Source organism: Plantactinospora sp. B5E13 (assembly GCF_039871775.1).
Lineage (GTDB): Bacteria > Actinomycetota > Actinomycetes > Mycobacteriales > Micromonosporaceae > Plantactinospora.
Window position 1 is genome coordinate 233,610 of the sequence record NZ_JBDPLT010000005.1, and the last position, 22,118, is coordinate 255,727.

Annotated in this window: 16 protein-coding genes and 1 pseudogene; 8 read left to right on the top strand and 9 right to left on the bottom strand. The window is 71.4% G+C overall.

From position 1 onward, the window contains the following. The first annotated feature begins 70 nt into the window (after nt 1-70). A complete protein-coding gene (locus ABGB05_RS07455) occupies nt 71-991 on the top strand; it encodes a C40 family peptidase (RefSeq protein WP_347652428.1) in 921 nt (306 codons plus the stop codon). Between the two features lie 73 nt (nt 992-1,064). Here ABGB05_RS07455 and ABGB05_RS07460 read toward each other — a convergent pair whose 3' ends face one another. Next, complete coding sequence (locus ABGB05_RS07460) at nt 1,065-2,069, bottom strand: TerC family protein (RefSeq protein ID WP_347652429.1); 1,005 nt, start codon at nt 2,067-2,069, stop codon at nt 1,065-1,067. 586 nt (nt 2,070-2,655) lie between these two features. Between ABGB05_RS07460 and ABGB05_RS07465 the strand changes: the two genes are divergently transcribed. The 4 genes from ABGB05_RS07465 to ABGB05_RS07480 all read left to right on the top strand — a co-directional run bounded on the left by ABGB05_RS07465 (nt 2,656) and on the right by ABGB05_RS07480 (nt 8,657). Beyond that, nucleotides 2,656-4,455: a stealth family protein gene (locus ABGB05_RS07465; RefSeq protein ID WP_347652430.1), complete on the top strand. Its 1,800-nt coding sequence runs from the start codon at nt 2,656-2,658 to the stop codon at nt 4,453-4,455. Then, nucleotides 4,452-5,456, top strand: a complete 1,005-nt coding sequence (locus tag ABGB05_RS07470) for a hypothetical protein (RefSeq protein WP_347652431.1) — start codon at nt 4,452-4,454, stop codon at nt 5,454-5,456. Before ABGB05_RS07465 ends, ABGB05_RS07470 begins: the two co-directional genes overlap by 4 nt. Next, complete coding sequence (locus ABGB05_RS07475; RefSeq protein WP_347652432.1) at nt 5,453-8,290, top strand: stealth conserved region 3 domain-containing protein; 2,838 nt, start codon at nt 5,453-5,455, stop codon at nt 8,288-8,290. Before ABGB05_RS07470 ends, ABGB05_RS07475 begins: the two co-directional genes overlap by 4 nt. Nucleotides 8,291-8,357: 67 nt before the next feature. After that, a complete protein-coding gene (locus tag ABGB05_RS07480; protein ID WP_347652433.1) occupies nt 8,358-8,657 on the top strand; it encodes an antibiotic biosynthesis monooxygenase family protein in 300 nt (99 codons plus the stop codon). Here the strand turns inward: ABGB05_RS07480 and ABGB05_RS07485 are convergent, their stop codons facing one another. From ABGB05_RS07485 to ABGB05_RS07505, 5 genes and pseudogenes are all read right to left on the bottom strand, one after another. Next, on the bottom strand, nt 8,658-9,521 hold the full coding sequence (locus ABGB05_RS07485) for an STM4011 family radical SAM protein (protein WP_347652434.1): 864 nt from the start codon (nt 9,519-9,521) through the stop codon (nt 8,658-8,660). A gap of 70 nt (nt 9,522-9,591) precedes the next feature. After that, a pseudogene (locus ABGB05_RS07490) lies at nt 9,592-10,758 on the bottom strand (STM4012 family radical SAM protein); the annotation flags it as partial. Nucleotides 10,759-10,845: 87 nt separating this feature from the next. Beyond that, on the bottom strand, nt 10,846-11,688 hold the full coding sequence (locus ABGB05_RS07495) for an STM4013/SEN3800 family hydrolase (protein ID WP_347652435.1): 843 nt from the start codon (nt 11,686-11,688) through the stop codon (nt 10,846-10,848). Then, nucleotides 11,685-12,869 (bottom strand): STM4014 family protein, encoded by a 1,185-nt coding sequence (locus ABGB05_RS07500; RefSeq protein ID WP_347652436.1) that lies wholly within the window; start codon nt 12,867-12,869, stop codon nt 11,685-11,687. Before ABGB05_RS07500 ends, ABGB05_RS07495 begins: the two co-directional genes overlap by 4 nt. 117 nt (nt 12,870-12,986) lie before the next feature. Next, the gene (locus tag ABGB05_RS07505) at nt 12,987-13,913 is read right to left on the bottom strand and encodes an STM4015 family protein (protein WP_347652437.1); all 927 of its coding nucleotides are present in this window, start codon (nt 13,911-13,913) and stop codon (nt 12,987-12,989) included. A 190-nt stretch (nt 13,914-14,103) separates the two neighbouring features. Between ABGB05_RS07505 and ABGB05_RS07510 the strand changes: the two genes are divergently transcribed. Next, on the top strand, nt 14,104-14,883 hold the full coding sequence (locus ABGB05_RS07510; RefSeq protein WP_347652438.1) for an SDR family oxidoreductase: 780 nt from the start codon (nt 14,104-14,106) through the stop codon (nt 14,881-14,883). Between the two features lie 22 nt (nt 14,884-14,905). Here the strand turns inward: ABGB05_RS07510 and uvrB are convergent, their stop codons facing one another. The 3 genes from uvrB to rpsA form a co-directional block, all read right to left on the bottom strand. Further along, a complete protein-coding gene (uvrB, locus tag ABGB05_RS07515; RefSeq protein ID WP_347652439.1) occupies nt 14,906-17,017 on the bottom strand; it encodes an excinuclease ABC subunit UvrB in 2,112 nt (703 codons plus the stop codon). Nucleotides 17,018-17,297: 280 nt separating this feature from the next. Beyond that, nucleotides 17,298-18,479, bottom strand: coding sequence for a dephospho-CoA kinase (gene coaE / locus ABGB05_RS07520; RefSeq protein ID WP_347652440.1), 1,182 nt, complete (start codon nt 18,477-18,479; stop codon nt 17,298-17,300). Nucleotides 18,480-18,596: 117 nt separating this feature from the next. Further along, the gene (gene rpsA, locus ABGB05_RS07525) at nt 18,597-20,090 is read right to left on the bottom strand and encodes a 30S ribosomal protein S1 (protein ID WP_347652441.1); all 1,494 of its coding nucleotides are present in this window, start codon (nt 20,088-20,090) and stop codon (nt 18,597-18,599) included. Between the two features lie 374 nt (nt 20,091-20,464). Here rpsA and ABGB05_RS07530 point away from each other — a divergent pair, with 374 nt between their 5' ends. Then, a complete protein-coding gene (locus ABGB05_RS07530; protein WP_347652442.1) occupies nt 20,465-21,373 on the top strand; it encodes a class I SAM-dependent methyltransferase in 909 nt (302 codons plus the stop codon). A gap of 29 nt (nt 21,374-21,402) precedes the next feature. Next, entirely contained in the window at nt 21,403-22,008 is a 606-nt protein-coding gene (locus ABGB05_RS07535; RefSeq protein WP_347652443.1) for a Uma2 family endonuclease, read from the top strand. Nucleotides 22,009-22,118: the final 110 nt, after the last annotated feature.

Below are 22,118 nucleotides of genomic sequence, written 5' to 3' on the forward strand. Positions count from 1 at the left end.
TTCAGCCACGCGTTGCCAGACGGCGCTAATTTTCATATCGTCGGGCGTGGTCCGAGGACGGAGGGGTGAGATGGCACTGCTCCCAGGTCGCGAAGCTGTCGTCCGGGTCGCGGTCGCCACCCTGTGGAGCCGCCCCGAGGCGGTACGCCCGGTCGACGCACCCGCGCTGGCCCGCCGCACCGACATTCCGGGCTGGATCTCCGGGCTCACCGCCGAGCAGCGGGTCGGGGACTGCGTGCTCAGCCAGCTACTGCTCGGCGAGCGTGTCCTGGTCGAGGAGGTCCGGCCGGACGGCTGGGCCCGTCTGATCGCGGTCGAACAGCCGGCGGCCCGACTCGACCCCCGCGGCTATCCCGGCTGGCTGCCGGTCGACCAGCTGGTCGAACCGCCGGACGCCGGGGCACCGGCCCCCGCCCTGGTCGTCTCCGCCACGGCGACCACGCTGCACGCCACCCCGGCCGGGCCCGTGGTGCTGCCCGGCGTGATCCTCGGCACCCGGCTGGCGGGGGCGGGACCGGTCGACGCCGGCTGGCGCCCGGTCCGGGTCGCCGGCCACCACCGACCGCTCTGGGTGGCCGACGCCGAGGTGACGCCCGCGCCGCACGGGCCGCCCCGGCCGGCCGAGGTGCTCGCGGTGGCGAGTCGGCTGCACGACGTCGTCTACCTCTGGGGCGGCGTCTCGGCGTACGGCATCGACTGCTCCGGTCTGGTGCACCTGGCCTGGCGGCGGTTCGGCGTACGGCTGCCCCGCGACGCCGGTGACCAGGCAGCGGCGACGCGTCCGGTCCGACTGGGCGACGAACGTCCCGGGGACCTCTACTTCTTCGCCCGCCCCGGCCGACCCGTACACCACATCGGCATCGTCACCACCCGGCCCGGCGGCGACCGACGAATGCTGCACGCCTGTTACACCCAGCGACGGGTGCTGGAGGAGGTGTTGCCGGCCGAGCGGGCCGCGACCCTGGTCGGCGTACACCGCGTCCCGCGCTGAGCCCGAGTCCCGCACTGAGCCCGCCCGTGGGTGCCCGACCCCGACGACCGGGCCGGGTACCGGCGGTCCCGGGTCAGGCCTGCCCGACCGGCACCCGCTCCGCCGCCCGGCGGTCCCGACTCGATTTGATCAGGCTGGCCACCGTGGCGATGGCCAGGGTGCCCAGGATGATCACCAGGGAGAGCCAGATCGGCACGTGCGGGGCCCAGCTGATGTGCTCGCCACCGTTGAGGAACGGCAGGTTGTTGCCGGCGAGCGCCTCCAGGACAAGCTTCACGCCGATGAAGCCGAGCACCACGGCGAGCCCGATGTTGAGGTAGACCAGCCGGTCGAGCAGTCCGCCGAGCAGGAAGTAAAGCTGCCGCAGTCCCATCAGCGCGAAGACGTTGGCGGTGAAGACCAGGTACGGCTCCTTGGTGATGCCGAAGATGGCCGGGATCGAGTCCAACGCGAAGACCAGGTCGGTGGTGCCGATCGCGATCAGCACGATCAGCATCGGGGTGAAGAGCCGGCGGCCGTTCTCCACGATGGTCAGGTGCGTGCCGGCGAAGTCGCGGGAGACCGGCAGGGCGCGGCGGCTCCACCGGATCAGCACGTTCTCCTTGAACTCCTCCTCGGTCGGCTCACCCTGCCGGAAGAAGTTGATCGCCGTGTAGATCAGGAAGGCGCCGAAGATGTAGAAGACCCAGGAGAACTGGGAGAGCAGGGCCGCGCCGGCCGCGATGAAGCCGCCGCGCAGGACCAGGGCGAACACGATGCCGATGAGCAGCACCTTCTGCTGGTACTGCCGGGGCACGCCGAACCTGGCCATGATGATCACGAAGACGAAGAGGTTGTCCACCGAGAGGCTGTACTCGGTGAGCCAGCCGGTGTAGAACTCCCCGGCCACGGTGAAGCCGCTGGTCACCGCCAGACCGGCGCCGAAGATCAGGGCGAGGCCGACGTACAGGGCGACCCAGAGGCCGGACTCCCGGAGGCTGGGCTCGTGGGGTCGACGCCCGATGATCAGCAGATCGATCAGCAGGATCGCGGTCAGGACGACCAGCGAGATGACCCATACCCAGACGGACACGTTCAAAGCTCTCCTCCGGCAGACACACGAGCCACCGCCGACACGGCCGTGCGTCAGCGGTGTGGACGGTGGTGACTGTCAGAGGTCTCTTCCGCCACCGCCACCCGGCTCGGCACCGGACGGCGACAACCTGCGGTGCCGGGTCTCGTGCCGGAATGGGCCGGCCGAGGACCGTGTTGACGACACCACCGCGAAGGAATACTCCCCTCCTACCGTGCCATTGTTCATCATCCCCGGTCCGGTCCGCATCTCCCCCGTACCCGATGTGCGGACAACCACCCCACGTACGGCATCCTAGGAGGCTAGGTGTCAAGCTGTCGCAGGCCACTTGGTGCGATGTCCGTCATCACCCGTCCCGATAGACCTTGAGCGTTTACTGCAGCACCAGGGACAGTGTCCAAAACATGAATGGTGCTGGTACCTTTCGCTGCGCGCGGCTGACACCGTGCGTGACTCACGGGCGCGGCGATACCTGCCCGATTAGTGCTACTGATTCGGATTCGTACGGTCTGTTGGTGGAGACGAGGCGAAACGTGGAAAGCACGGTGGCTGCTACCGGTCTGCGGTCAGCGGGGGAGACGGGGGTGCGACGGTGATAGCGCTGAAGGTCTATCGCGCCCTCCCCAAGTCGTACCGGCTCAAGTTCATCCAGCTGCTCCCCCCGCAGCGGCAGCTCTGGCTGGTGCGGCGGCTGACCCGGATGGCACCCCGCCGGTCCCGGGTCCCGGTCGGCCAACTGCGTCGGGTCAAGGACCACGGCATCCCGGTCCGGGCCCTCGTCGCCGCGGAGGCCTCCCCGGCCGCCCTGTGGCGCCGCAACCTGGACGTGGTCACCCAGGCGCTGAACAGCGCCGGGATCGACAACTTCTACGTACGCCACCTCGACAACCTGCGCAGCTCGGTCGCCGTACCGCTCAGCCGGAAGGCCGAGGTGCTCCGGGTGCTCGGTCAGGTCGCCCGGGGCCAGGGCGTCGTGCTGCGCCACGTCAACAAGGCCGGCAGCCCGATCAACCCCAAGCGCGCCAAGATCGTGCAGCTCTTCCACGCGGTGACCGACCCCGGCGGCGGTACCGTCTACGGCCGCCAGTTCGCCTGTGAGGTCGAGTTCTGGCGCGCCGTGCCGGCCCAGGAGTCGACGCCGGTTCCGCAGATCATCGCGCCGCGCAACAACCAGGTCGCCCCGGCGCTGCCGGCCGCCGGCCAGACCGAGGCGGTTCCGGCCGCCGACCTCAACCACTTCGTGCCCTACCGCGACGTCAGCTACCGGACCCGCAGCGAGTACGCGCCGGCCAGCTACGAGCAGGTGACGTTCCCGATCGACCTGGTCTACACCTGGGTCGACGGCAACGACACCGACTGGCAGCGACGCAAGAACCAGGCGCTGGGACACGGCGAAGGCGAGATCAACGAGATCGCGGCCAACATGTCCCGCTACATCAGCCGGGACGAGCTGCGCTACTCGCTGCGCTCGGTGCACGCGTACGCCCCCTGGGTTCGGCAGGTCTACCTGGTCACCGACGACCAGGTCCCGCCGTGGCTCGACACCGAGCACCCAATGGTCCGGGTGGTCCGGCACCGGGAGATCTTCGGCGACACCGGCCGGCTGCCGACCTTCAACTCGCACGCCATCGAGTCCCGGCTGCACCGCATCCCCGGGCTGAGCGAGCACTTCATCTACGTCAACGACGACATGTTCTTCGGCCGGCCGCTGCAGCCGGACACCTTCTTCCACGCCAACGGCATCTCGAAGTTCTTCCCCTCCCCCGCCCAGCTCGACGTCGGCCCGGCGACCATCCACGACGCCCCGGTCACCGCCGCCGGCAAGAACAACCGGCGACACATCCAGGAGCACTTCGGCCGGACCATCACGCAGAAGATGCGGCACGTGCCGTACCCGCTGCGCAAGAGCGTGCTGGAGGAGATCGAGCGCAACCTGACGGCGGAGGTGGCCGGCACCGCCACCCACCAGTTCCGGCACCCCGAGGACCTGTCGATCCCGTCGTCGCTGCAGCACTACTGGTCGTACTTCTCCGGCCGGGCGGTACCCGGACCGATCGAGTACACGTACGCCGACCTGGCGCACCCGTCCACCCCGGTGAAGCTGGCCCTGCTACTGGCCAACCGGCACAGCGACGTCTTCTGCCTCAACGACACCGAGTCGAGCGAGGTGCTCCTCTCCGAGCAGCACGCGATGCTGACCGACTTCCTGACCGCGTACTTCCCGTTCCCGGCGCCGTGCGAGCTGCCGGCCACGGCCGAGGCGCAGCGGGCCGGCATGACGTCGACCGCACGGGCGGAGGCGTTCCTGCCCCCGGCCCCCGCCGTCCCGGCGCCCCGGGGTGCCGAGGTGAACACGGACGCGCCGACCGGCCAACCCGAGCGGGTCGGATGAGTCAGCAGAACCGTCAGGCCTGGTCACCGCCCCGACTGCTCCAGCTCGCCTCCGGCGCCCGCCGGCGGGCCGACCAGGCCACCGACCAGCTCGTCCGGCGGATCAGCCGGCTGCGCTACGACCCGGTGGTCAACCTGCCGCGGGCGAGCGGGGACTTCCTCGGCGTACTCGACGGGCGGACCCTGCAGGTGCACGCGCTGCTGCCGGCCGGTACCGACCCGGCCGCCCGGGCCGAGCTGTTGCTCGTCCGGGGCCGGCACGTCCGCCGGTGCCCGGCGACGCCGCGGCCCCAGCCGGACGGCCGGCTCTCCGTGGAGGTGCTGGCCCGGCTCGGCGACGGGCCCGGTGAGATCTCGCTCGGCAAGGGCACCTGGTCACTCGCGGTCGCGGTCGTCGGCCCGGACCAGTCCGAGCGCCGGTACGGTCTGCGGATCGCCGAACCGGCGGACCGGCCCGGGCCGACCGTGGCGGTACCGCCGCACCCGGTCAGCGGCTGGACGTACTGGCCGGGTCGGGGGGTCAAGGGCGTGGCCCAGCTGACCGTCACCGGACCGGCGGCCCAGGCCGAGGTCGTGGCGCTCGACCACAGCGGCGCCCAGGCACGGATCCGGGCCCGGCTGATCGGCGTACGGCGGCTGGAGGACCCGGCGATGGTCTTCTCGCCGCGCCGCGGCGGTGCGGACCACGTCGTGCCGATCGCACCGGTCGACGGCCGGTTCGAGGTGACCGTTCCGGTGGCCGACCTCGTCACCGCCGCCCCCGCACGTCCCGACGAGGAAGTCATCTGGGACGTCCGGGTCCGGGTGGCCCCAGCCCGGCTGGTCCGGATCGGACGTTTCCTGCACGACCTTCGGGAACCACGCTCAGTGCTGTTGACCAGTCGGGTCATCCTGCCCCTGGGCGGCGACGACTTCGCCAGCTACCGCCCCTATTACACGGCGAGCGGCGGTCTGGCGGTCGCCGTCCTCCGCTTCACGCGCTTCACCGGGATGCAGAGTTGAAGATCACATTCTTGTTGTTGACCGCCGACGCCATGGGCGGCACCGAACGCGCCATCCTCAGCCAGGCCGACCACCTCGCCCAGCGGCACACGGTGGAGGTGCTCAGCGTCTACCGCACCAGCAAGGAGTCGTTCTACCGGGCGGACGACCGGGTACGGGTCAGCTACCTGATCGACCAGACCGGGCCGACGCCCCGGCCGACCCGACCCTCGACGGTCTCCGACGCCGACTTCGACCGGCTCTTCCGCAGCGCCCCCCGGCTGATGCCGGCCTCCTGGGACGAGCACGCCAACCGGCTCTTCGAACTGGAACTCGAGCGTGCCCTGCGGGCGATCGACACCGACGTGCTGGTCACCTGCTCCCCGGCCCTGATGGCCCTGGCGACCAGCTACGCCCCGCCGTCCGTGATCACCGTGCACCAGGAGCACCGGCCGTCCCAGTTCCGGGGCCCGACCGGCCAGCCGCTCTTCGAGTACGTGCCCCGGCTCGACGCCCTGGTCCTGCTCACCGACCGGACCCGGGACTGGTTCGCCGACACCTTCGCCGCCGCCGTGCCACGGCTCGAGGTCATCCCGAACGGCATGGCGGAGGGCTTCCGGCCCCGGTCGACCCTGCAGAACCCGGTTGTCATGATGGCCGCCCGGATGCACCGGGAGAAGCAGGTCGACCACGCGATCCGGGCGTTCAGCAAGGTCGTCGCCACCCATCCGGAGTGGACGCTGCGGATCTTCGGTGACGGACCGTTGATCACCCCACACCGGCGACTCGCCGCCGACCTCGGCCTACACGACCAGGTCCAGTTCATGGGCCCCACGCCACGGATCGTCGAGGAGTGGTCGAAGGCGAGCATCGCCCTGCTCACCTCCCGGGACGGCGAGGCGCTGCCGCTGGTGCTGCTGGAGGCGTTCGCCGCCGGTGTGCCCGCGGTGGCGTACGACATCGAGACCGGGCCGGGCGAGATCATCACCCACGGCCAGAACGGCTTTCTGGTCCCGGCCGAGGACGAGGACGGCGTCGCCGAGGCGCTGAGCACCCTGATCGCCGACGAGAAGCTACGCCAGTCGTTCGGCGCCAACGCGTTGCAGGCCATCGAGGCGTACCGGCTCGAACCGGTCATGGAGCGCTGGGAGCGGCTCTACGCCGAACTGGTCGCCGGCCGCGACGGTCACGAGCAGAGCCGCGCCGACCGGGTCGCCATCTGGCTGAACCGCACCGGGGGCTCCGGCTTCGCGCCGGCGGCACCCCGCCCCGGCCAGGTCACCAGCGGCGCCGACGTGCCGACCATCGAGTCGCGGATCCAGCAGGCGATGCCGGGTCTGGTCAGGTCCGGTGGCCGGCTGGCGGTGGTCCGCGACGACGTGATGCCGGCCGACGCCGCGTACGCCAACTTCGTGGCCGTGGCCGACGTGCTCGAACGGCACGGCATCCCGTACTGGGCGGTGCCCGACCCGAACATCCGGCACCGGATCGCGGTCGCCGACGAGCACCGCCCGGCCGTCCTGGAGGCGCTCGCCGGGGCCTTCGCCAACACCCCGGTCTACGCCGAGACCCTGGCGCCGGGGGCGAAGGTGACCGGCGTGACCCTGGCCGCCTGCCTGACCTCGGAGCTGCGCGCCGGCACCGCCGCCGGGCTCCGGGTCTTCACGCCGACGGTCTCGACGTCGCGTACCCTGCGCTACGGTCCCGGGTACGGCTGCGACCTGGAATTCTGGACCGAGTCGGCGGACGGCAAGGGGGTCGACCCGATCCGTCGTACCGTGCTCGGGCTGACCATCCCGAAGGGGGCGACGAACCCGGCGAGGCTGCGGATCCGGGACCGGGAGTACCCGACCATCGAGGGCTTCGCCCAGAACTTCGTCACCACGGTCGACTTCCCCATCGACGTCGTCTACACCTGGGTGGACGGCAACGACCCGAACTGGCTCGCCAAGAAGAACCAGCTGCTCGCCTCGCTCGGCCGTCCGCCGACCGAGGCGGCCAGCGGGCAGGCCCGGTTCCGCGACCGGGAGGAGCTGCGGTACTCGCTGCGCTCCATCGAGATGTACGCCCCCTGGGTCCGGAACATCTACCTGGTCACCGCCGACCAGACCCCGGCCTGGCTGGACACCGGCCACCCGCGGATCCACATCGTCGACCACCGGGACCTCTTCGGCGCCCGGGGGCTGCTGCCGACGTTCAACTCGCACGCGATCGAGTCGCAGCTGCACCACATCGACGGGCTGGCCGAACACTTCCTCTACTTCAACGACGACTTCTTCCTCGGTCGGCCGGTCGACCCGACGCTGTTCTTCCACGCCAACGGGGTGGCGCAGTTCTTCCTCTCGCCGACCCCGATCCCGATGGTCGACATCCAGCCGGACGACGACTTCAACTTCAGCGCGGCGAAGAACAACCGGCGGCTGATCCGCCAGCTGTCCGGCCGTACCCTGACCCAGGGGCTGCTGCACGCGCCGTACCCGATGCGGCGCAGTGTCGGCTACGACCTCGACCGGGAGTTCACCGACGAGGTCACCCGGACCGCCGCCAGCCAGCTCCGGTCGCACGCCGACGTCTCGATCGCCTCCTCGTTGCACCACTACTACGGCTACCTGACCGGCCGTTCGGTGCCGGGCCTGATCAAGGTGAGCTACGTCAACACCGGCGATCCGGTCGAGCACCCGAACCTCACCAAGATCCTGGTGACCCGGGAGAACGACGCGTTCTGCCTGAACGACACCCACCACGGCGCGCTCGACGCCGACACCCAGGGCCGGGTCGTCTCCGCCTTCCTGGAGAGCTACTTCCCGGTGGCGAGCCAGTTCGAGCGGGGCAGTACGCGCAACCTGACCCGCTGACCGCGGAATTCTGGGACGGGCCGTCCCCGCTGATCGTGGCGGGGGCGGCCCGTGTCACGCTCAGTGCATGATTCTGGAAGTTGCGTTGATCGACGTGGTCGCCGGCCAGGAGGAGGCGTTCGCCAAGGCGTACGCGGAGGGCCACCAGCTGCTGGCCACCACCCCCGGCTGCCGCTCGGTGCGGATGACCCGGGGTGTCGAGTCCCCGTCCCGGTTCGTGCTGCTGGTGGAGTGGGACTCGGTGGAGGCCCACCTGGAGAACTTCCGGGACAGTGACCGGTACCCGGCCTGGCGGGATCTGATCGGGCCGTACTTCGCGGCGGCGCCGGTGGTGGAGCACTTCACGGACGTGCCGGCACCGGCCTGATCAGCGGGCGGAACGGGTCCCCTGGGCCGGGATCCGTTCCAGCACCCCGCCGGCGAAGATCTCGTACAGCGGCAGGGTCTCCAGGTGGACATAGCCGATGTGGCAGTCACAGGCGGCGAGCGGACACGGCCGGGGCCGCAGCCCGGACCGGTACGAACCGTCGTAGAGGTTGCCGAGCACGGTCGGCACGAAGTGGCAGCGGCGTACCGTGCCGTCGCCCCGCACCGAGATGACCGTGTCGCCGGTCCGGCAGTACGCCCCGGCCGAGGGGTGCGGCCGGACGCTGTAGCCGAAGTGCGGGTCGAGGGCGGTCCAGTCGGCCTCCTGCCCGGCGGTGTAGCGGTGTCCCTCGGCCGCGTTGACCCAGAGGTAGACCTCGGCGGGCAGCGCGGCCCGGACCGCCCGCGCCTCGGCCAGGTGCTCCGGCAGCCCGACGATCCCGACCGAGAACCGTACGCCGAGGTCGGCCAGCCGGTCACAGCGGCGCAGGAACGTCTCCCGGCGCACCTGGCCGGGGTGGTACGTGGCCCAGAGCGCCACCGTCCGCCGGTCGGCGTCGGCAAGCCAGTCGAGGCGGCAGGCCAGGTTGGTCTGGATCGCGACCCGGTCGAGGTGCGGCAGCCGGGAGAGCCGGACGAGCGCGTCCCGGTACCAGGAGCGGGTCAGTCCCTCGCCCCAGGGCGTGAACAGCACCGACAGCCGGTCGTCGTCGGGGTTGTGGGTCGCCCAGTCGACGAACCGGTCCAGGGCGGCCCGGTCGGCCCGCAGTTCGGCCCGGCTGTCCCGGCGCTTCGCGAACGGGCAGTACGGGCAGTCGTAGTTGCAGCTGGCCAGCGGTCCCCGGTAGAGCACGGAGAGGTTCATCGCCGCCTGTACTCGTCATCGCCCGGCGGACCGGGGCGGAGACCAGCCACGGCCCGATCGCGTCGGAGCGTTCCAGGCCGGCGTCGGTGAGCACGATCCGGTCCGGGTCGAGACGCGCCCAGCCCCGGTCGGCCAGCGACCGCAGCTGCGGGAAGTCGTCGACGACCGGGGTACCGAACCGGTCGGCGTACGCCGCCGGGTCGACGCCGTCGGCCCGCAGCAGCGTCTGCAGCAGCCAGCGTCGGCGTTGCTCGGCCGGATCGAGCCGGAAGCCGACCTCGGCGACGTCGAAGTCGTCGGCCGGGCGGCGCAGGTAGTCGTCGATGATGGTGCGGACGTGCCGGACCCCGACCGCGTAGTCGAACGAGTAGTGCAGGTCGGTGGTGTAGGAGCGGGCACCACAGCCGAGTCCGACCATGCCGTCGTCCTGGCAGTCGTAGTCCGGCCCGTCCTCCGACGCGCCGGCACGGCGGAAGTGCCGCAGCGACAGTTGCCGGTAGCCGGCGGCCCGCAGGATGTCCCGGCCCTGCCGGTACAGCGCCAACCGCTGCGCGTCCCACTCCGGATCCGCCGCCCCGGCACCGTCCACGGCGGACAGTCGCCGGTCGAGGCCGGTGAGCGGGCGGACGTAGAGCGGATAGAGGAAGATCTCCTCGGGCCGCCAGCGCAGCGCCGCGTCCAGGGATTCGGCCCAGGTCCGGGCCGTCTGCCCGGGTAAACCGTAGATCAGGTCAAGGTTCAGTTCGGGAATCCCGGCGGCCCGGATCGTCGCCAGGGCGGCTTCGACGTCGCTGCGACGCTGCGGGCGGCCCGCCGCCCGGGCCTCGGTGTCGAGGAAGCTCTGCACCCCGATGCTGACCCGGGTGGTGCCCCGCTCGGCGAGCACCCCGATCCGGTCGGCGGTGGCGGTCGCCGGTGAGGTCTCCACCGAGGTCGGCACCGTGCCGGTCCGACCACCGAACCCGGCGAGCAGGTCGAACATCCCGGCGAGTTCCGCCGGCTCCAGGTACGTCGGGGTGCCGCCGCCGACCGCGATCCGGGCGTAGTCGGCGGTGCCGATCGCGTCGCGGACCCGGTCGGCCTGCCGGGCCACCTGGCCGAGGTAGCCGCGGACCTGCGCGGCGGGCGGATGCGACCGGGTGAAGAGGTTGCAGAAGCCGCAGCGCAGCTCGCAGAACGGCACGTGCAGGTAGAGGAAGAGCGCGTCGCGGCGCTGCCCGGCCCAGACGTCACGCAACGCCGGACGCGGCCGCAGCCCGCCGGTACGCCGTCTTGTGCGGGTACGCGTACAGGTAGCCCTGGTACGGCGACCCGTCGAGCGGGTTCACCCGGGCTGCTCCGAGGAGGGCCAGTCGCCGGGCTTGCCCCAGTCACCGGGCTCCAGCACGAACTGCCCGTACGGGACCGTCCACACCACCTCGTGGCCGAGCCGGTGCCCGCTGTGCCCCTCCTCGCCGTACGCCGTCCCGTGGTCGGAGCAGATCAGCGTCAGACAGGGCCGCCCCCGGGAGCTGGCGAGGGCGAACAGCCGGCCGAGATGCCGGTCGACGTACTCCAGGGCCGCCGCGTGGCTCTCCCGGCTGTCCCGGTCGGCGCCGGCCAGGTAGTGCCGGTTCGGCTGGTGGATCGCGGCCACGTTGACGAACAGGAACAGCGGCTTCCCGTCGGGGACGGTCGGCAGCACGGCGCCGATCCGGTCGAGCTGCGCCTCGAGGCAGTGCGGTGCGGAGACCCCGAACTCCGGCTCCCAGTGGGCCTCGTCGAACAGCGCCGGCAGCACCCCGCCGAGCGGCGACCGCTGGTTGAAGAAGCCGACCCCGCCGACGCAGACCGTGTGGTAGCCGGCGGCGGCCAGGCCCCGGACCACGTCCGGCGCGTCGAAGGTCCAGGTCTGCTCCCCGGTCGTCTCGCTGCCCGGGAACGCCGCGGCGAAGAGCCGGGGGTGTGGGCCGGGCCCGGTCGGGGTGGGCAGGAAACCGGCGAAGAACGCCTGGTGGGCGGCGTAGGTGAAGCTGGCCGGGCTGTGCCGCCGCTCCCAGGTGCCGCCCGGCAACGCCCGCACCAGGTTCGGGGTACGTCCGGCGGCGGCCAGTTCGGCGGCCACGTCGTAGCGGAGCGTGTCGAGGGTGACGAACAGCAGGTCGTGGCTGCCGATCAGGTCCTTCACGCCGTCCTCCCCACGGTCATACCGTCTCCTCGGTAGGTGTCGCTCATGCCGCTCGGGCCTCCCGTTCCGGCCCCGGGGCGGGGCCGTTCGGGCCGCCCGTCGGCGGATGCCCGGCCGCCGGTCCGCAGCGCGTGCAGTTCGGCCGCGCAGCTGTCCCGCCCCGACTCGTCCAGCACCCCGGGTAGCAGGTCACCGAAGGCGTTCACCTCGGCGACCACGTGCCGTCGCCAGTCGGTGCCGACCAGCAGGTCGACCCCCGCGTGCTGGCTGCCGGGGAAGCAGGCGGCGGCCCGTACGCAGCTGTCCAGCGCCGCCTCGAACGCCGGCCGGCCCATCGCCGCCCGGACCGCGTCGAGGTCACCCCGGGCGTTGCCCAGGTGCAGGTTGGTCAACGGACCACGGCTCGCCCGGATAACGATGTGCCCGGGCTGCCCGGCGATCACGAGCACCCGCAGGTCGATGGTCCGGTCGACCAGTCCCGCCTTGGGGAACCACCGTTCGACGTGCAACCCGTCCGGGGCCAGTCGGTCCACGATGGACGCCACGTCCCGTTCGTCGGTGTAGTGGCGGATCCGCAGCGAGTTGAACAGCCGGCCGTCCGGCGCCAGCTCGACCGAGGTGGTGGCCAGGATCCGGCCCGGCGCGGTCTGCAGCGCCAGGACCCCGGAGGCGGACGAGCCGTGTGCCGGCTTCACGAAGACCCGCCTCCAGCCGACGGCACGCATCATCGTCCGCAGCTGCGGGTAGTCGGCCGGCGACCCGGGCAGGGCCGGCGGCACCGGCACCCCGGCGGCGTCGAGCCGGGCGTGACAGGCCCGCTTGTCGAACATGACGAGTATCTCGTCCGGCGGGTTGAGCAGGGTCGCCCCGGCGGTGTCGACCGCGTCGGCGAGTCGGCGCAGGGCGTCGCGGAAGCCGACGTACCACCGGTGCAGGCCGAGGATCTCGCCGTGTTCGCCCGTCCGGTCGGCGCCCCGCAGCAGCCGGTCGACCTCGCTGTCCTCGCCCGGCGAGTCGACCCGTACGGTGGCACCGGCGGGTACCCGTACCGGGCCGCTGGCGAGCTCTCGCCAGGGCAGCACCGAGACCGGCACCCCAGCGCGGTCCGCCGCGGTCCGGAACATGGTGACCCGTCGGTTCTCCGGGTTGCCGACGACCACCAGCGGCGCACGGCCAGTCATTCGACGATCATGCCAGTCACTCGCCGACCGCTACGTACCGGTCGTCCTCCGGCGCGTAGGAGAGCGGGAACACCGGCAGCCCGGCGAACTCGGTGACGTGTCGGGAGACCTCGGTGCTCACTCGGAGACCGCCACATACCGCGCACCCGGCCGGCTTTCGCGCTGCCGGTCGGCCAGATTGATCTCGACGTCGGGCAGCGCGGCGGTCAGCCGCCCCCGTGCCTCCGGCGACAGGTAGTGGTGGTGCAGGTCGAGTCGGCGCAGCCGGGTCAGCGGCTGACCGGCCAGCAGGGCGTCCGCCCCCGCGTCGCTCAGGGTGCCCAGCGACAGGTCGAGACTCTCGAGTTGACCCACCAGCGGCGCCTGCGCCACCGCCGCCGCCACCTGGTCGGCGTGCTCGGCGTCGCGCAGCCCCAGGTGCCGCAACGCCGGCAGCCGGTCGCCGGACAGGATCGGCGCCAGGTCCGCCACGCTGGTGTCGCCACCGTATTCGTCGGTGCCGAGCCACAGTTCCAGGTGGGTCAGCGCCGGCAGGTCGCACTCCGCCACCGCTCGGGCGACGGACCCGGGCAGGCCGCCGGTCTCGATCGCGAGTTCGCGAAGTGCCGAGTGCCGGACCGGGGTCAGCCGCTCGGTCGCGCCCCGGATCCGGAGGACCTCCAGATCCGGGTACGCGGTCAGCAGCGGCGCCGGGTCGGCCTGGACGATCCAGGAGATCTCGCACTGCTCGTAGGTCATCTCGCCGACGAAGAGCGCGCGTAATCCGCGGAGCCGGGGGGCGAGCCCGACCAGCAGGTCGACCGGGGCCGGCCGTACGGCGCTGTCGCCCCAGTCCCCGATCAGCAGTACCCGGACCTGCACCGGAGTGACGGTGTCCAGGAACGCCTCGGTCAGCGCGACAAACCGGTCCTCGGCCAGCCCCGGCCCCTGAAGGTCGAGCCGCCAGGCCACCGTCCCGGTCGCTTCCTCCGGCACCCACTCCTGCGGGTCGAAGGTGACCACCGGCAGACCCGCCAACTCGGTGAGGTGGGTATTGATCGTCATCGTCTCGGCTCCTGAACGAGGGGCGGCAGAACGTTAGCAAGCCGTACCGACATTCGGTCGGGCAGGCCCATATCGACCGATGTGGACGGACACCACCGACGGGCCGGGCCGGCCTGGTCGGCCGGTGAACGCCACGCCGGTGTCCGGGAATGTGTTGGCGCGGGGCGGCCTGATCGAGTTCACTTCCGGAATGACGGAACGGGTCGCCCTGATCACCGGGGTCAGCCGACGGATCGGCATCGGTGCCGCGGTCGCCCGGCGGTTCGCCGCCGCCGGCTACCGACTCCAGCTCAGCGGGTTACCGGGGTACGACGACGCCCAGCCGTACGGCGGCGACCCGGACGGTGTCCCGGCGCTGCTCGCCGAACTCACCGCCTGCACCGGCGACCCCGACCGGGTCCGCTACCAGGCCGTCGACCTGGGTCTGCCCGACGCGCCGGCCGAACTGGTCGCCGCGGCGGTACGCGGGCACGGCCGGCTCGACGTGGTCGTCGCGGTGCACGCGTACTCGACCCGCACCCCGCTCGGCGGGCTGGACGCGGCCGAGATCGACCGGCACCTGGTGGTCAACGTCCGGGCCACCCTGCTGCTGGCCGAGGCGTTCGCGGCGGCGTTCCGGGCCGACTCCGGCGGTCGGCTGGTGCTCTTCTCCAGCGGCCAACGGCTCGGTCCGATGCCCGGTGAGCTGGCGTACGCGGCCAGCAAGGCCGGGGTGGAGAACCTCACCCGCCAGTTGAGCCCGCTGCTGATGCCGAGGGGCATCACGGTGAACTGCGTCAACCCGGGACCGACCGACACCGGCTATCTGGCGGCACCGGACCGGGACGTGGTGGCCCGGTTGTTCCCGGGCGGCGAGTGGGGCCGACCGGACGACGCCGCCCGACTGGTGGAATGGCTCTGCTCGCCGGACGGCGGGTGGATCAGCGGCCAGGTGATCGACTCCGAGGGCGGTTTCAACCGGTACGTCTGACCCGCCCTCGGCGCCCTGCCCGCTACTTCACCCCGGCGGCGTCCATGCCGCGCAGTTCCTTCTTCAGCTCGGCGACCTCGTCGCGGATCCGGGCCGCCAGTTCGAACTGCAGCTCCCGGGCTGCGGCAAGCATCTGGTCGCTCAACTCCTGGATCAGTTGGGCCAGCTCGGCGCGGGCCATCCCCTCCCGGGCCGGCCCGGTCGTGGCCCGGCCCCGGCTGCGGGTCTCCGGCACCGGCGCCTTGCCCCGGGACATCTGCCGGACCGCACCGCCGACCCGGGTGGTGGCCCCCTCGGTGTCCTCCGCCTCGCGGTAGATGTCGTCCAGGATGTCGTGGATCTTCTTCCGGAGCGGTTCGGGCCTGATCCCGTTCGCCTCGTTGTGCGCCACCTGCTTGGCCCGCCGGCGGTTGGTCTCCTCGATCGCCTCCGCCATCGACGGGGTCATCTTGTCGGCGTACATGTGGACCTGGCCGGAGACGTTCCGGGCGGCCCGGCCGATGGTCTGGATCAGGGAGCGGCCGCTGCGCAGGAAACCCTCCTTGTCGGCGTCGAGGATCGCGACCAGGGACACCTCGGGTAGGTCCAGGCCCTCCCGGAGCAGGTTGATCCCGACCAGGACGTCGTAGTCGCCCTTGCGCAGCTCGCGCAGCAGCTCGACCCGGCGCAGGGTGTCGACCTCGGAGTGCAGGTAGCGGACCCGGATGCCGTGCTCGAGCAGGTAGTCGGAGAGGTCCTCGGCCATCTTCTTGGTCAGCGTGGTGACCAGGATCCGCTCGTCCCGTTCGGTACGCAGCTTGATCTCGTGCATCAGGTCGTCGATCTGGCCCTTGGTCGGCTTGACCACCACCTCGGGGTCGACCAGGCCGGTCGGCCGGATCACCTGCTCGACCACCTCACCCTGGGCCTGCTCCAGCTCCCAGGGGCCGGGGGTGGCGGAGAGGTAGACCATCTGCCCGACCCGCTCCAGGAACTCGTCGAAGCGCAGCGGCCGGTTGTCGGCCGCGCTGGGCAGCCGGAAGCCGTGCTCGATCAGCATCCGCTTACGGGAGGCGTCACCCTCGTACATGCCGCCGATCTGCGGGATCGTCACGTGCGACTCGTCGATGACGGTGAGGAAGTCGTCGGGAAAGTAGTCCAGCAGACAGTGCGGCGGGCTGCCCGGCAGCCGGCCGTCGATGTGCATCGAGTAGTTCTCGATGCCGGAACAGAAGCCGACCTGGCGCATCATCTCCACGTCGTACGTGGTCCGCATCCGCAGCCGCTGCGCCTCCAGGAGCTTGTTCTGCCGCTCCAGCTCGGCGAGCCGCTCGGTCAGCTCGGCCTCGATGCCGGCGATCGCCCGTTCCATCCGCTCCGGACCGGCGGCGTAGTGCGTGGCCGGAAAGATCAGGAAGTGGTCGACCTCCCGGACCACGTCCCCGGTCAGCGGGTGCAGGTAGTAGAGCTTCTCGACCTCGTCACCGAAGAACTCGATCCGGAGCGCGAGTTCCTCGTACGCCGGGATGATCTCCAGGGTGTCGCCGCGGACCCGGAAGGTGCCCCGGTTGAAGGCCATGTCGTTGCGGGTGTACTGGATGTCGACGAGCCGGCGGAGCAGCTTGTCCCGCTCGACCTCCTGGCCGACGGTGATCCGGACCGCCCGGTCGAGGTACTCGTCCGGGGTGCCCAGGCCGTAGATCGCCGAGACGGTGGCGACCACCACCACGTCCCGCCGGGTCAGCAGCGACATCGTCGCCGAGTGCCGCAGCCGCTCGACCTCCTCGTTGATCGAGGAGTCCTTCTCGATGTAGGTGTCGGTCTGCGGGATGTACGCCTCGGGCTGGTAGTAGTCGTAGTAGGAGACGAAGTACTCGACCGCGTTGTGCGGCATCAGCTCGCTGAACTCCTTGGCGAGCTGGGCGGCGAGGGTCTTGTTGGGGGCCAGCACCAGGGTGGGCCGCTGCAGCCGCTCGATCAGCCAGGCGGAGGTGGCACTCTTACCGGTGCCGGTCGCGCCGAGCAGCACGGAGTGCCGTTCACCGCGCCGGACCCGCCGCTCGAGCTCGGCGATCGCCGTCGGCTGGTCACCGGAGGGTTGGAACTCGCTGACCACCTCGAAGCGGCCGTCAAGTCGGGGAATGTCGAGCGCCATGGCCTCAACCGTACGCCGCCGGTCCGACAAACCGCCGGGGCAACGGTCGGTACACGATCGGCTTCGATATGGTCATTGTGTGTCATAGGGCACCGCGCTACCGTTCTAGGGTAGGCCGCTCGCGGCGGCCGACCGGGTCTGCGACAGCCGCCACACCGGCCGTCGCACCCGGGAGAGCGGTTGCAGCCCCGGCGCGAGCCGGCGAGCGCACCAGCCCGGCCGCCGCGAGCGCCCCTTCGCCACAGTCCTCGGCAGCGGTGACCTGACGTCAACAGCCTGGTCAGGGCCGCCAGCCTGTCGCCGCAGCCCACGCCTCGGCCTCCCGATGTTCCCGGTCGAACCACGGCTGCCTGCCGACCGCGTACGCCTCGGAGTCCCGGCCGGCCGCCGCCAGCCGCCGCTTGACCGCCAGGTAGTCGTCCCGGCGTGCCGGATCCGCCCGCAGGTGGTCCCGGACCAGCAGGGCGTACCGCCAGGCGGGCGAGCCGACCACCCGGACGTGCAGATCGACCGGCCGGCCCGGGTCGGCGCTGCCGTGCAGCCGCTTCTCCCACCGCTCGGCGTCGGTCGGGAAACGCGGGTTGTCCCACCACTGACCGGGACAGCGCGGAAAGCCGGCGTCGGCGAGCCGGTCCGCCAGTCCGTCCGCCTCGGCGAGCGAGTCGACCCCCAACTGGACGTCGACGACGTCCCTCGCCGCCAGTCCGGGAACCGCGGTCGACCCGACGTGGTCGACCCGTACCTCGGCCGGCCGTAGTGCGTGCCGGATCCGGGCGGCCAGCCGCTCGTACCCGGCCGCCCAGCCGGGATCGGGCTCGACGATCCGGAGCTGGTCGGACCGGACCACCTGACGCTCCCGGACGTTGCGCTCGTACGGCAGCAGCCGCTCCCGCCACAGCGTGTCGATCGCGGCGTGCAGGGCGTCCAGGTCACCGTTGTTGTCCAGCAGCACGTCGGCGGCGGCCTCCCGCCGGGCGTCCCCGGCCTGGGCACGGATCCGCTGCTCCGCCTGCTCGACGGTCATGCCCCGGTGGCGGACCAGTCGGTCGATCCGGGTCCGTTCCGCCGCCCGGACCACCAGCACCAGGTGGTACGTCGGCGCCAGGCCCACCTCGACCAGCAGCGGTACGTCGTTGACCACGATCGCGTCCGGTGCCGCCCCGGCGGCCAGTTGCGCGGTCCGGGCCCGGACCCGGGGGTGGATGATCTGCTCCAGCCGGGCCCGGGCCGAGGCGTCACCGAAGACGATCTGGCCGAGTGCCGGCCGGTCCAGGCTGCCGTCGGGCCGGCACACCTCCGGCCCGAACGCGGCGACGACGGCGCGGAGCCCGTCGGTGCCGGGTGCGACGACCTCGCGGGCGAGCCGGTCCGAGTCGATCACCACGGCGCCGAGGGCGGCCAGTCGGGTCGCGACGACGCTCTTTCCGGCTCCGATGCCACCGGTGAGTCCGATCATCAGCACCGGTCCAGTCAACCAAACGGCGTCAGGCCCGCCCCCACGGCACCCGGTCGGAACCGGGTGCCGGGAAGCGGGCCTGACGCGCGGACTGCTGTCCGGGCCGTTACCTGGCCGACAGGGTCACTTGCCGCCGGCGAGCTTCTCCCGCAGCGCGGCGAGCGCCTCGTCGGTGGCCAGGGTGCCGGCCGGCTCCTCGGCCTGCCGGCTCGGGGCCGGGCTGGTCGAGGTGGCGCCGCCGCCGCCCGTGGTGGCCGGCGCCGGGTTGGCCGCCGCCTCGGCGTCCGCGGCCCGGGAGTTCTGCACCTGCTTGGTGTGCGCCTCCCAGCGCTGACGGGCCTCGGCGTACTGCGTCTCCCAGGCTTCCCGCTGCTTGTCGAAGCCCTCGAGCCACTCCCCGGTCTCCGGGTCGAAGCCCTCGGGGTAGATGTAGTTGCCCTCGTTGTCGTAGGTGGCGGTCATGCCGTAGAGGGTCGGGTCGAAGTGCTCCTCGCCCTCGACGAAGCCCTCGTTCGCCTGCTTGAGCGAGAGCGAGATCCGCCGCCGCTCCAGGTCGATGTCGATGACCTTGACCATGACGTCCGAGCCCACCTGGACGACCTGCTCCGGGATCTCCACGTGGCGCTCGGCCAGCTCGGAGATGTGGACCAGGCCCTCGATGCCGTCGTCGACCCGGACGAACGCACCGAACGGCACCAGCTTGGTGACCTTACCCGGCACGATCTGCTGGATCGCGTGGGTGCGGGCGAACTGACGCCACGGGTCCTCCTGGGTCGCCTTCAGCGACAGCGAGACCCGCTCGCGGTCGAGGTCGACGTCGAGGACCTCGACCTCCACCTCCTGGCCGACCTCGACAACCTCGGACGGGTGGTCGATGTGCTTCCAGGAGAGTTCGGAGACGTGCACCAGACCGTCCACGCCGCCGAGGTCGACGAAGGCGCCGAAGTTGACGATCGAGGAGACGACGCCCTTGCGGACCTGGCCCTTCTGCAGCTTGTTGAGGAACTCGGTACGCACCTCGGACTGCGTCTGCTCGAGCCAGGCACGGCGGGACAGCACCACGTTGTTGCGGTTCTTGTCCAGCTCGATGATCTTGGCCTCGAGCTCACGCCCGACGTACGGCTGGAGGTCCCGCACCCGGCGCATCTCGACCAGGGAGGCGGGCAGGAAGCCACGCAGACCGATGTCGAGGATGAGGCCACCCTTGACCACCTCGATGACCGAGCCGCGGACGACACCGTCCTCGTCCTTGATCTTCTCGATCGTGCCCCAGGCCCGCTCGTACTGGGCCCGCTTCTTCGAGAGGATCAGGCGACCCTCCTTGTCCTCCTTCTGGAGCACAAGGGCCTCGATGTGATCACCGACCGACACCACCTCGGCGGGGTCAACGTCGTGCTTGATCGACAACTCACGCGAGGGGATGACACCCTCGGTCTTGTAGCCGATGTCGAGCAGGACCTCGTCCCGATCGACCTTGACGACGGTGCCTTCGACAATGTCGCCGTCGTTGAAGTACTTGATGGTCTCGTCGATCGCGGCGAGGAACGCTTCCTCGGAACCGAGGTCGTCGACGGTGACCTTGGTGGCGCTCGAGGGGGCCTCGATGCTGCTCGTCATGTGGGCGGTTGCTCCGGTCGGATGGATGTCACAGCAGGCTTGTGTCGCGGTGACCCGTTTGCGCCTGCGGACCCGTCGTCAGGAACCCCTCATGACCGCTGCCCGATCATGTGAGGAACCCGGCGACCGCGGGCCTGCTCCCTGCCGAGGCACACGATCCGCGAGCGCATCGAACAGCTTACCGTGCGCATTACCACAGCATGCAAGCCCTCCCCACACGTGATGAGATCCGCTGTCCACTGCTCGGGAAGCGCTGCCGCCGAAGGGCGGAAACCACCCCGGACCGGACGCCGGGCCTCACCCCCGCAGGGTGGCCGGAACGTCGCCGGCAGGGCGGGCCGGGTGGCCGGCGGATCGGGCACTAGCGTGACGGGATGCACGACAACACCCTGCCGGACGATCCTCGCCTGACCATCCCTTCCTGGGACGATCCGGCCGGGCAGGAAACGACGGGGGACGATCCGGCCGGGGAGGGGCCGGTCGGGGTGCTCCGGCGTCCGGTCACCGACGCCGAGAGCCGGTGGGCCAACCGACGCTGGTGGGACGGCGACGCCGACGACTACCAGGCCGAACACGGCGCCTTCCTGGGCGAGGTCGACTTCGTGTGGTGCCCTGAAGGGCTGCGCGAGTCCGACGCGCGGCTGCTCGGCGACCTGCGCGGTCGGCGCGTACTCGAACTCGGCTGCGGTGCCGCGGCGGCCGCGCGGTGGCTGGCCAGCCAGGGTGCCCGACCGGTCGGGCTGGACCTCTCCGCCGGTATGCTGCGGCACGCCGCGCACGCCGCCGCCCGTTCCGGGGTACGCGTGCCGCTGGTCCAGGCCGACGCCCTGGCCCTGCCGTTCGGCGCCGGCACGTTCGACATCGTCTGCACGGCGTTCGGCGCGATCCCGTTCGTGGCCGACTCGGCGGCGGCGATGCGGGAGGTGTTCCGGGTGCTCCGCCCCGGTGGCCGTTGGGTCTTCTCGGTCACCCACCCGATGCGCTGGATCTTCCTGGACGACCCGGGCGAGGAGGGGCTGAAGGCGGTCCACTCCTATTTCGACCGTCGCCCGTACGTGGAACAGGACGCCGCCGGGGTGCCGACCTACGTCGAGCAGCACCGCACCCTCGGCGACCGGATCCGCGAACTCGTCGGCGCCGGTTTTGTGCTGCGGGACCTGGTCGAGCCGGAGTGGCCGGCCGGGCACGAGCAGGTCTGGGGGCAGTGGAGCCCGCTGCGCGGCCGGCTCTTCCCCGGCACCGCCATCTTCGTCTGCGACAAGCCGGATGGCGTGTCCCCCTGACGACGGCCGGACGCCGTTAGGCTGGACGGGTGAGGGCCGAGCCGAGCTCCCAGCCGCCCGGACCGTGGCAGCCGGACCCGGTCCGGCAGCGTCAGGCCGGCTACACCCTGGAAGACCTCCTGGACCTGCCGCCGGACGCCCCCCGGGTCGAACTCGTCGACGGAGTCGTCCACGTGGTCTCCTCCCCCACCCTGGGCCATCAGCACATCGCCGGTCTGCTCTGGAACTGGTTACGCGCGCACGCGCCGGCGCACCTGCGGGCCGCCCAGGCGGTCGGGGTGGCGCTGGCCGCCAACTTCACCCGGGAACCGGACGTCCTGGTCCACCTGGCCGGCATCCCGGCGAACCGGCACTTCCTGCTCCCGCACGAGGTGCTGCTCGCGGTGGAGGTCGTCTCGCCCGGCACCCGGCGCACCGACCGGTTCAGCAAGCCCGCCGAGTACGCCGCCGCCGGCATCCCGGCCTACTGGCGGGTCGAGCAGGATCCGGTCCGGGTGCACGCGGCCCGGCTGGCCGACCAGCCGGGCCGCAGCGGCAACCGGGAGTACGAACTGCTCGCCGAAACCGCCGACCTGCTGGAACTGGGCGAGCCGTTTCCGGTGAAGCTGCCGATCACCGAGATGATTGAGTCCTAAATCTGGCCTGGTGGGGGACTTGGCGTATCGACACAGGGAAGGGTGTCGTTGTCTGCTCGTGACTGCCGACATCGACACCCTTCTGACTGCACTGTACGTGTTCGTAGACG

Bases quoted from the DNA above. Each gene is read 5' to 3' on its own strand.
- ABGB05_RS07480 (WP_347652433.1), top strand. From the start codon at position 8,358: ATGATTCTGGAAGTTGCGTTGATCGACGTGGTCGCCGGCCAGGAGGAG.
- ABGB05_RS07455 (WP_347652428.1), top strand. From the start codon at position 71: ATGGCACTGCTCCCAGGTCGCGAAGCTGTCGTCCGGGTCGCGGTCGCC.
- ABGB05_RS07510 (WP_347652438.1), top strand. From the start codon at position 14,104: ATGACGGAACGGGTCGCCCTGATCACCGGGGTCAGCCGACGGATCGGC.
- uvrB (WP_347652439.1), bottom strand. From the start codon at position 17,017: ATGGCGCTCGACATTCCCCGACTTGACGGCCGCTTCGAGGTGGTCAGC.
- ABGB05_RS07500 (WP_347652436.1), bottom strand. From the start codon at position 12,869: ATGACTGGCCGTGCGCCGCTGGTGGTCGTCGGCAACCCGGAGAACCGA.
- ABGB05_RS07505 (WP_347652437.1), bottom strand. From the start codon at position 13,913: ATGACGATCAATACCCACCTCACCGAGTTGGCGGGTCTGCCGGTGGTC.
- ABGB05_RS07530 (WP_347652442.1), top strand. From the start codon at position 20,465: ATGCACGACAACACCCTGCCGGACGATCCTCGCCTGACCATCCCTTCC.
- rpsA (WP_347652441.1), bottom strand. From the start codon at position 20,090: ATGACGAGCAGCATCGAGGCCCCCTCGAGCGCCACCAAGGTCACCGTC.
- ABGB05_RS07485 (WP_347652434.1), bottom strand. From the start codon at position 9,521: ATGAACCTCTCCGTGCTCTACCGGGGACCGCTGGCCAGCTGCAACTAC.
- ABGB05_RS07470 (WP_347652431.1), top strand. From the start codon at position 4,452: ATGAGTCAGCAGAACCGTCAGGCCTGGTCACCGCCCCGACTGCTCCAG.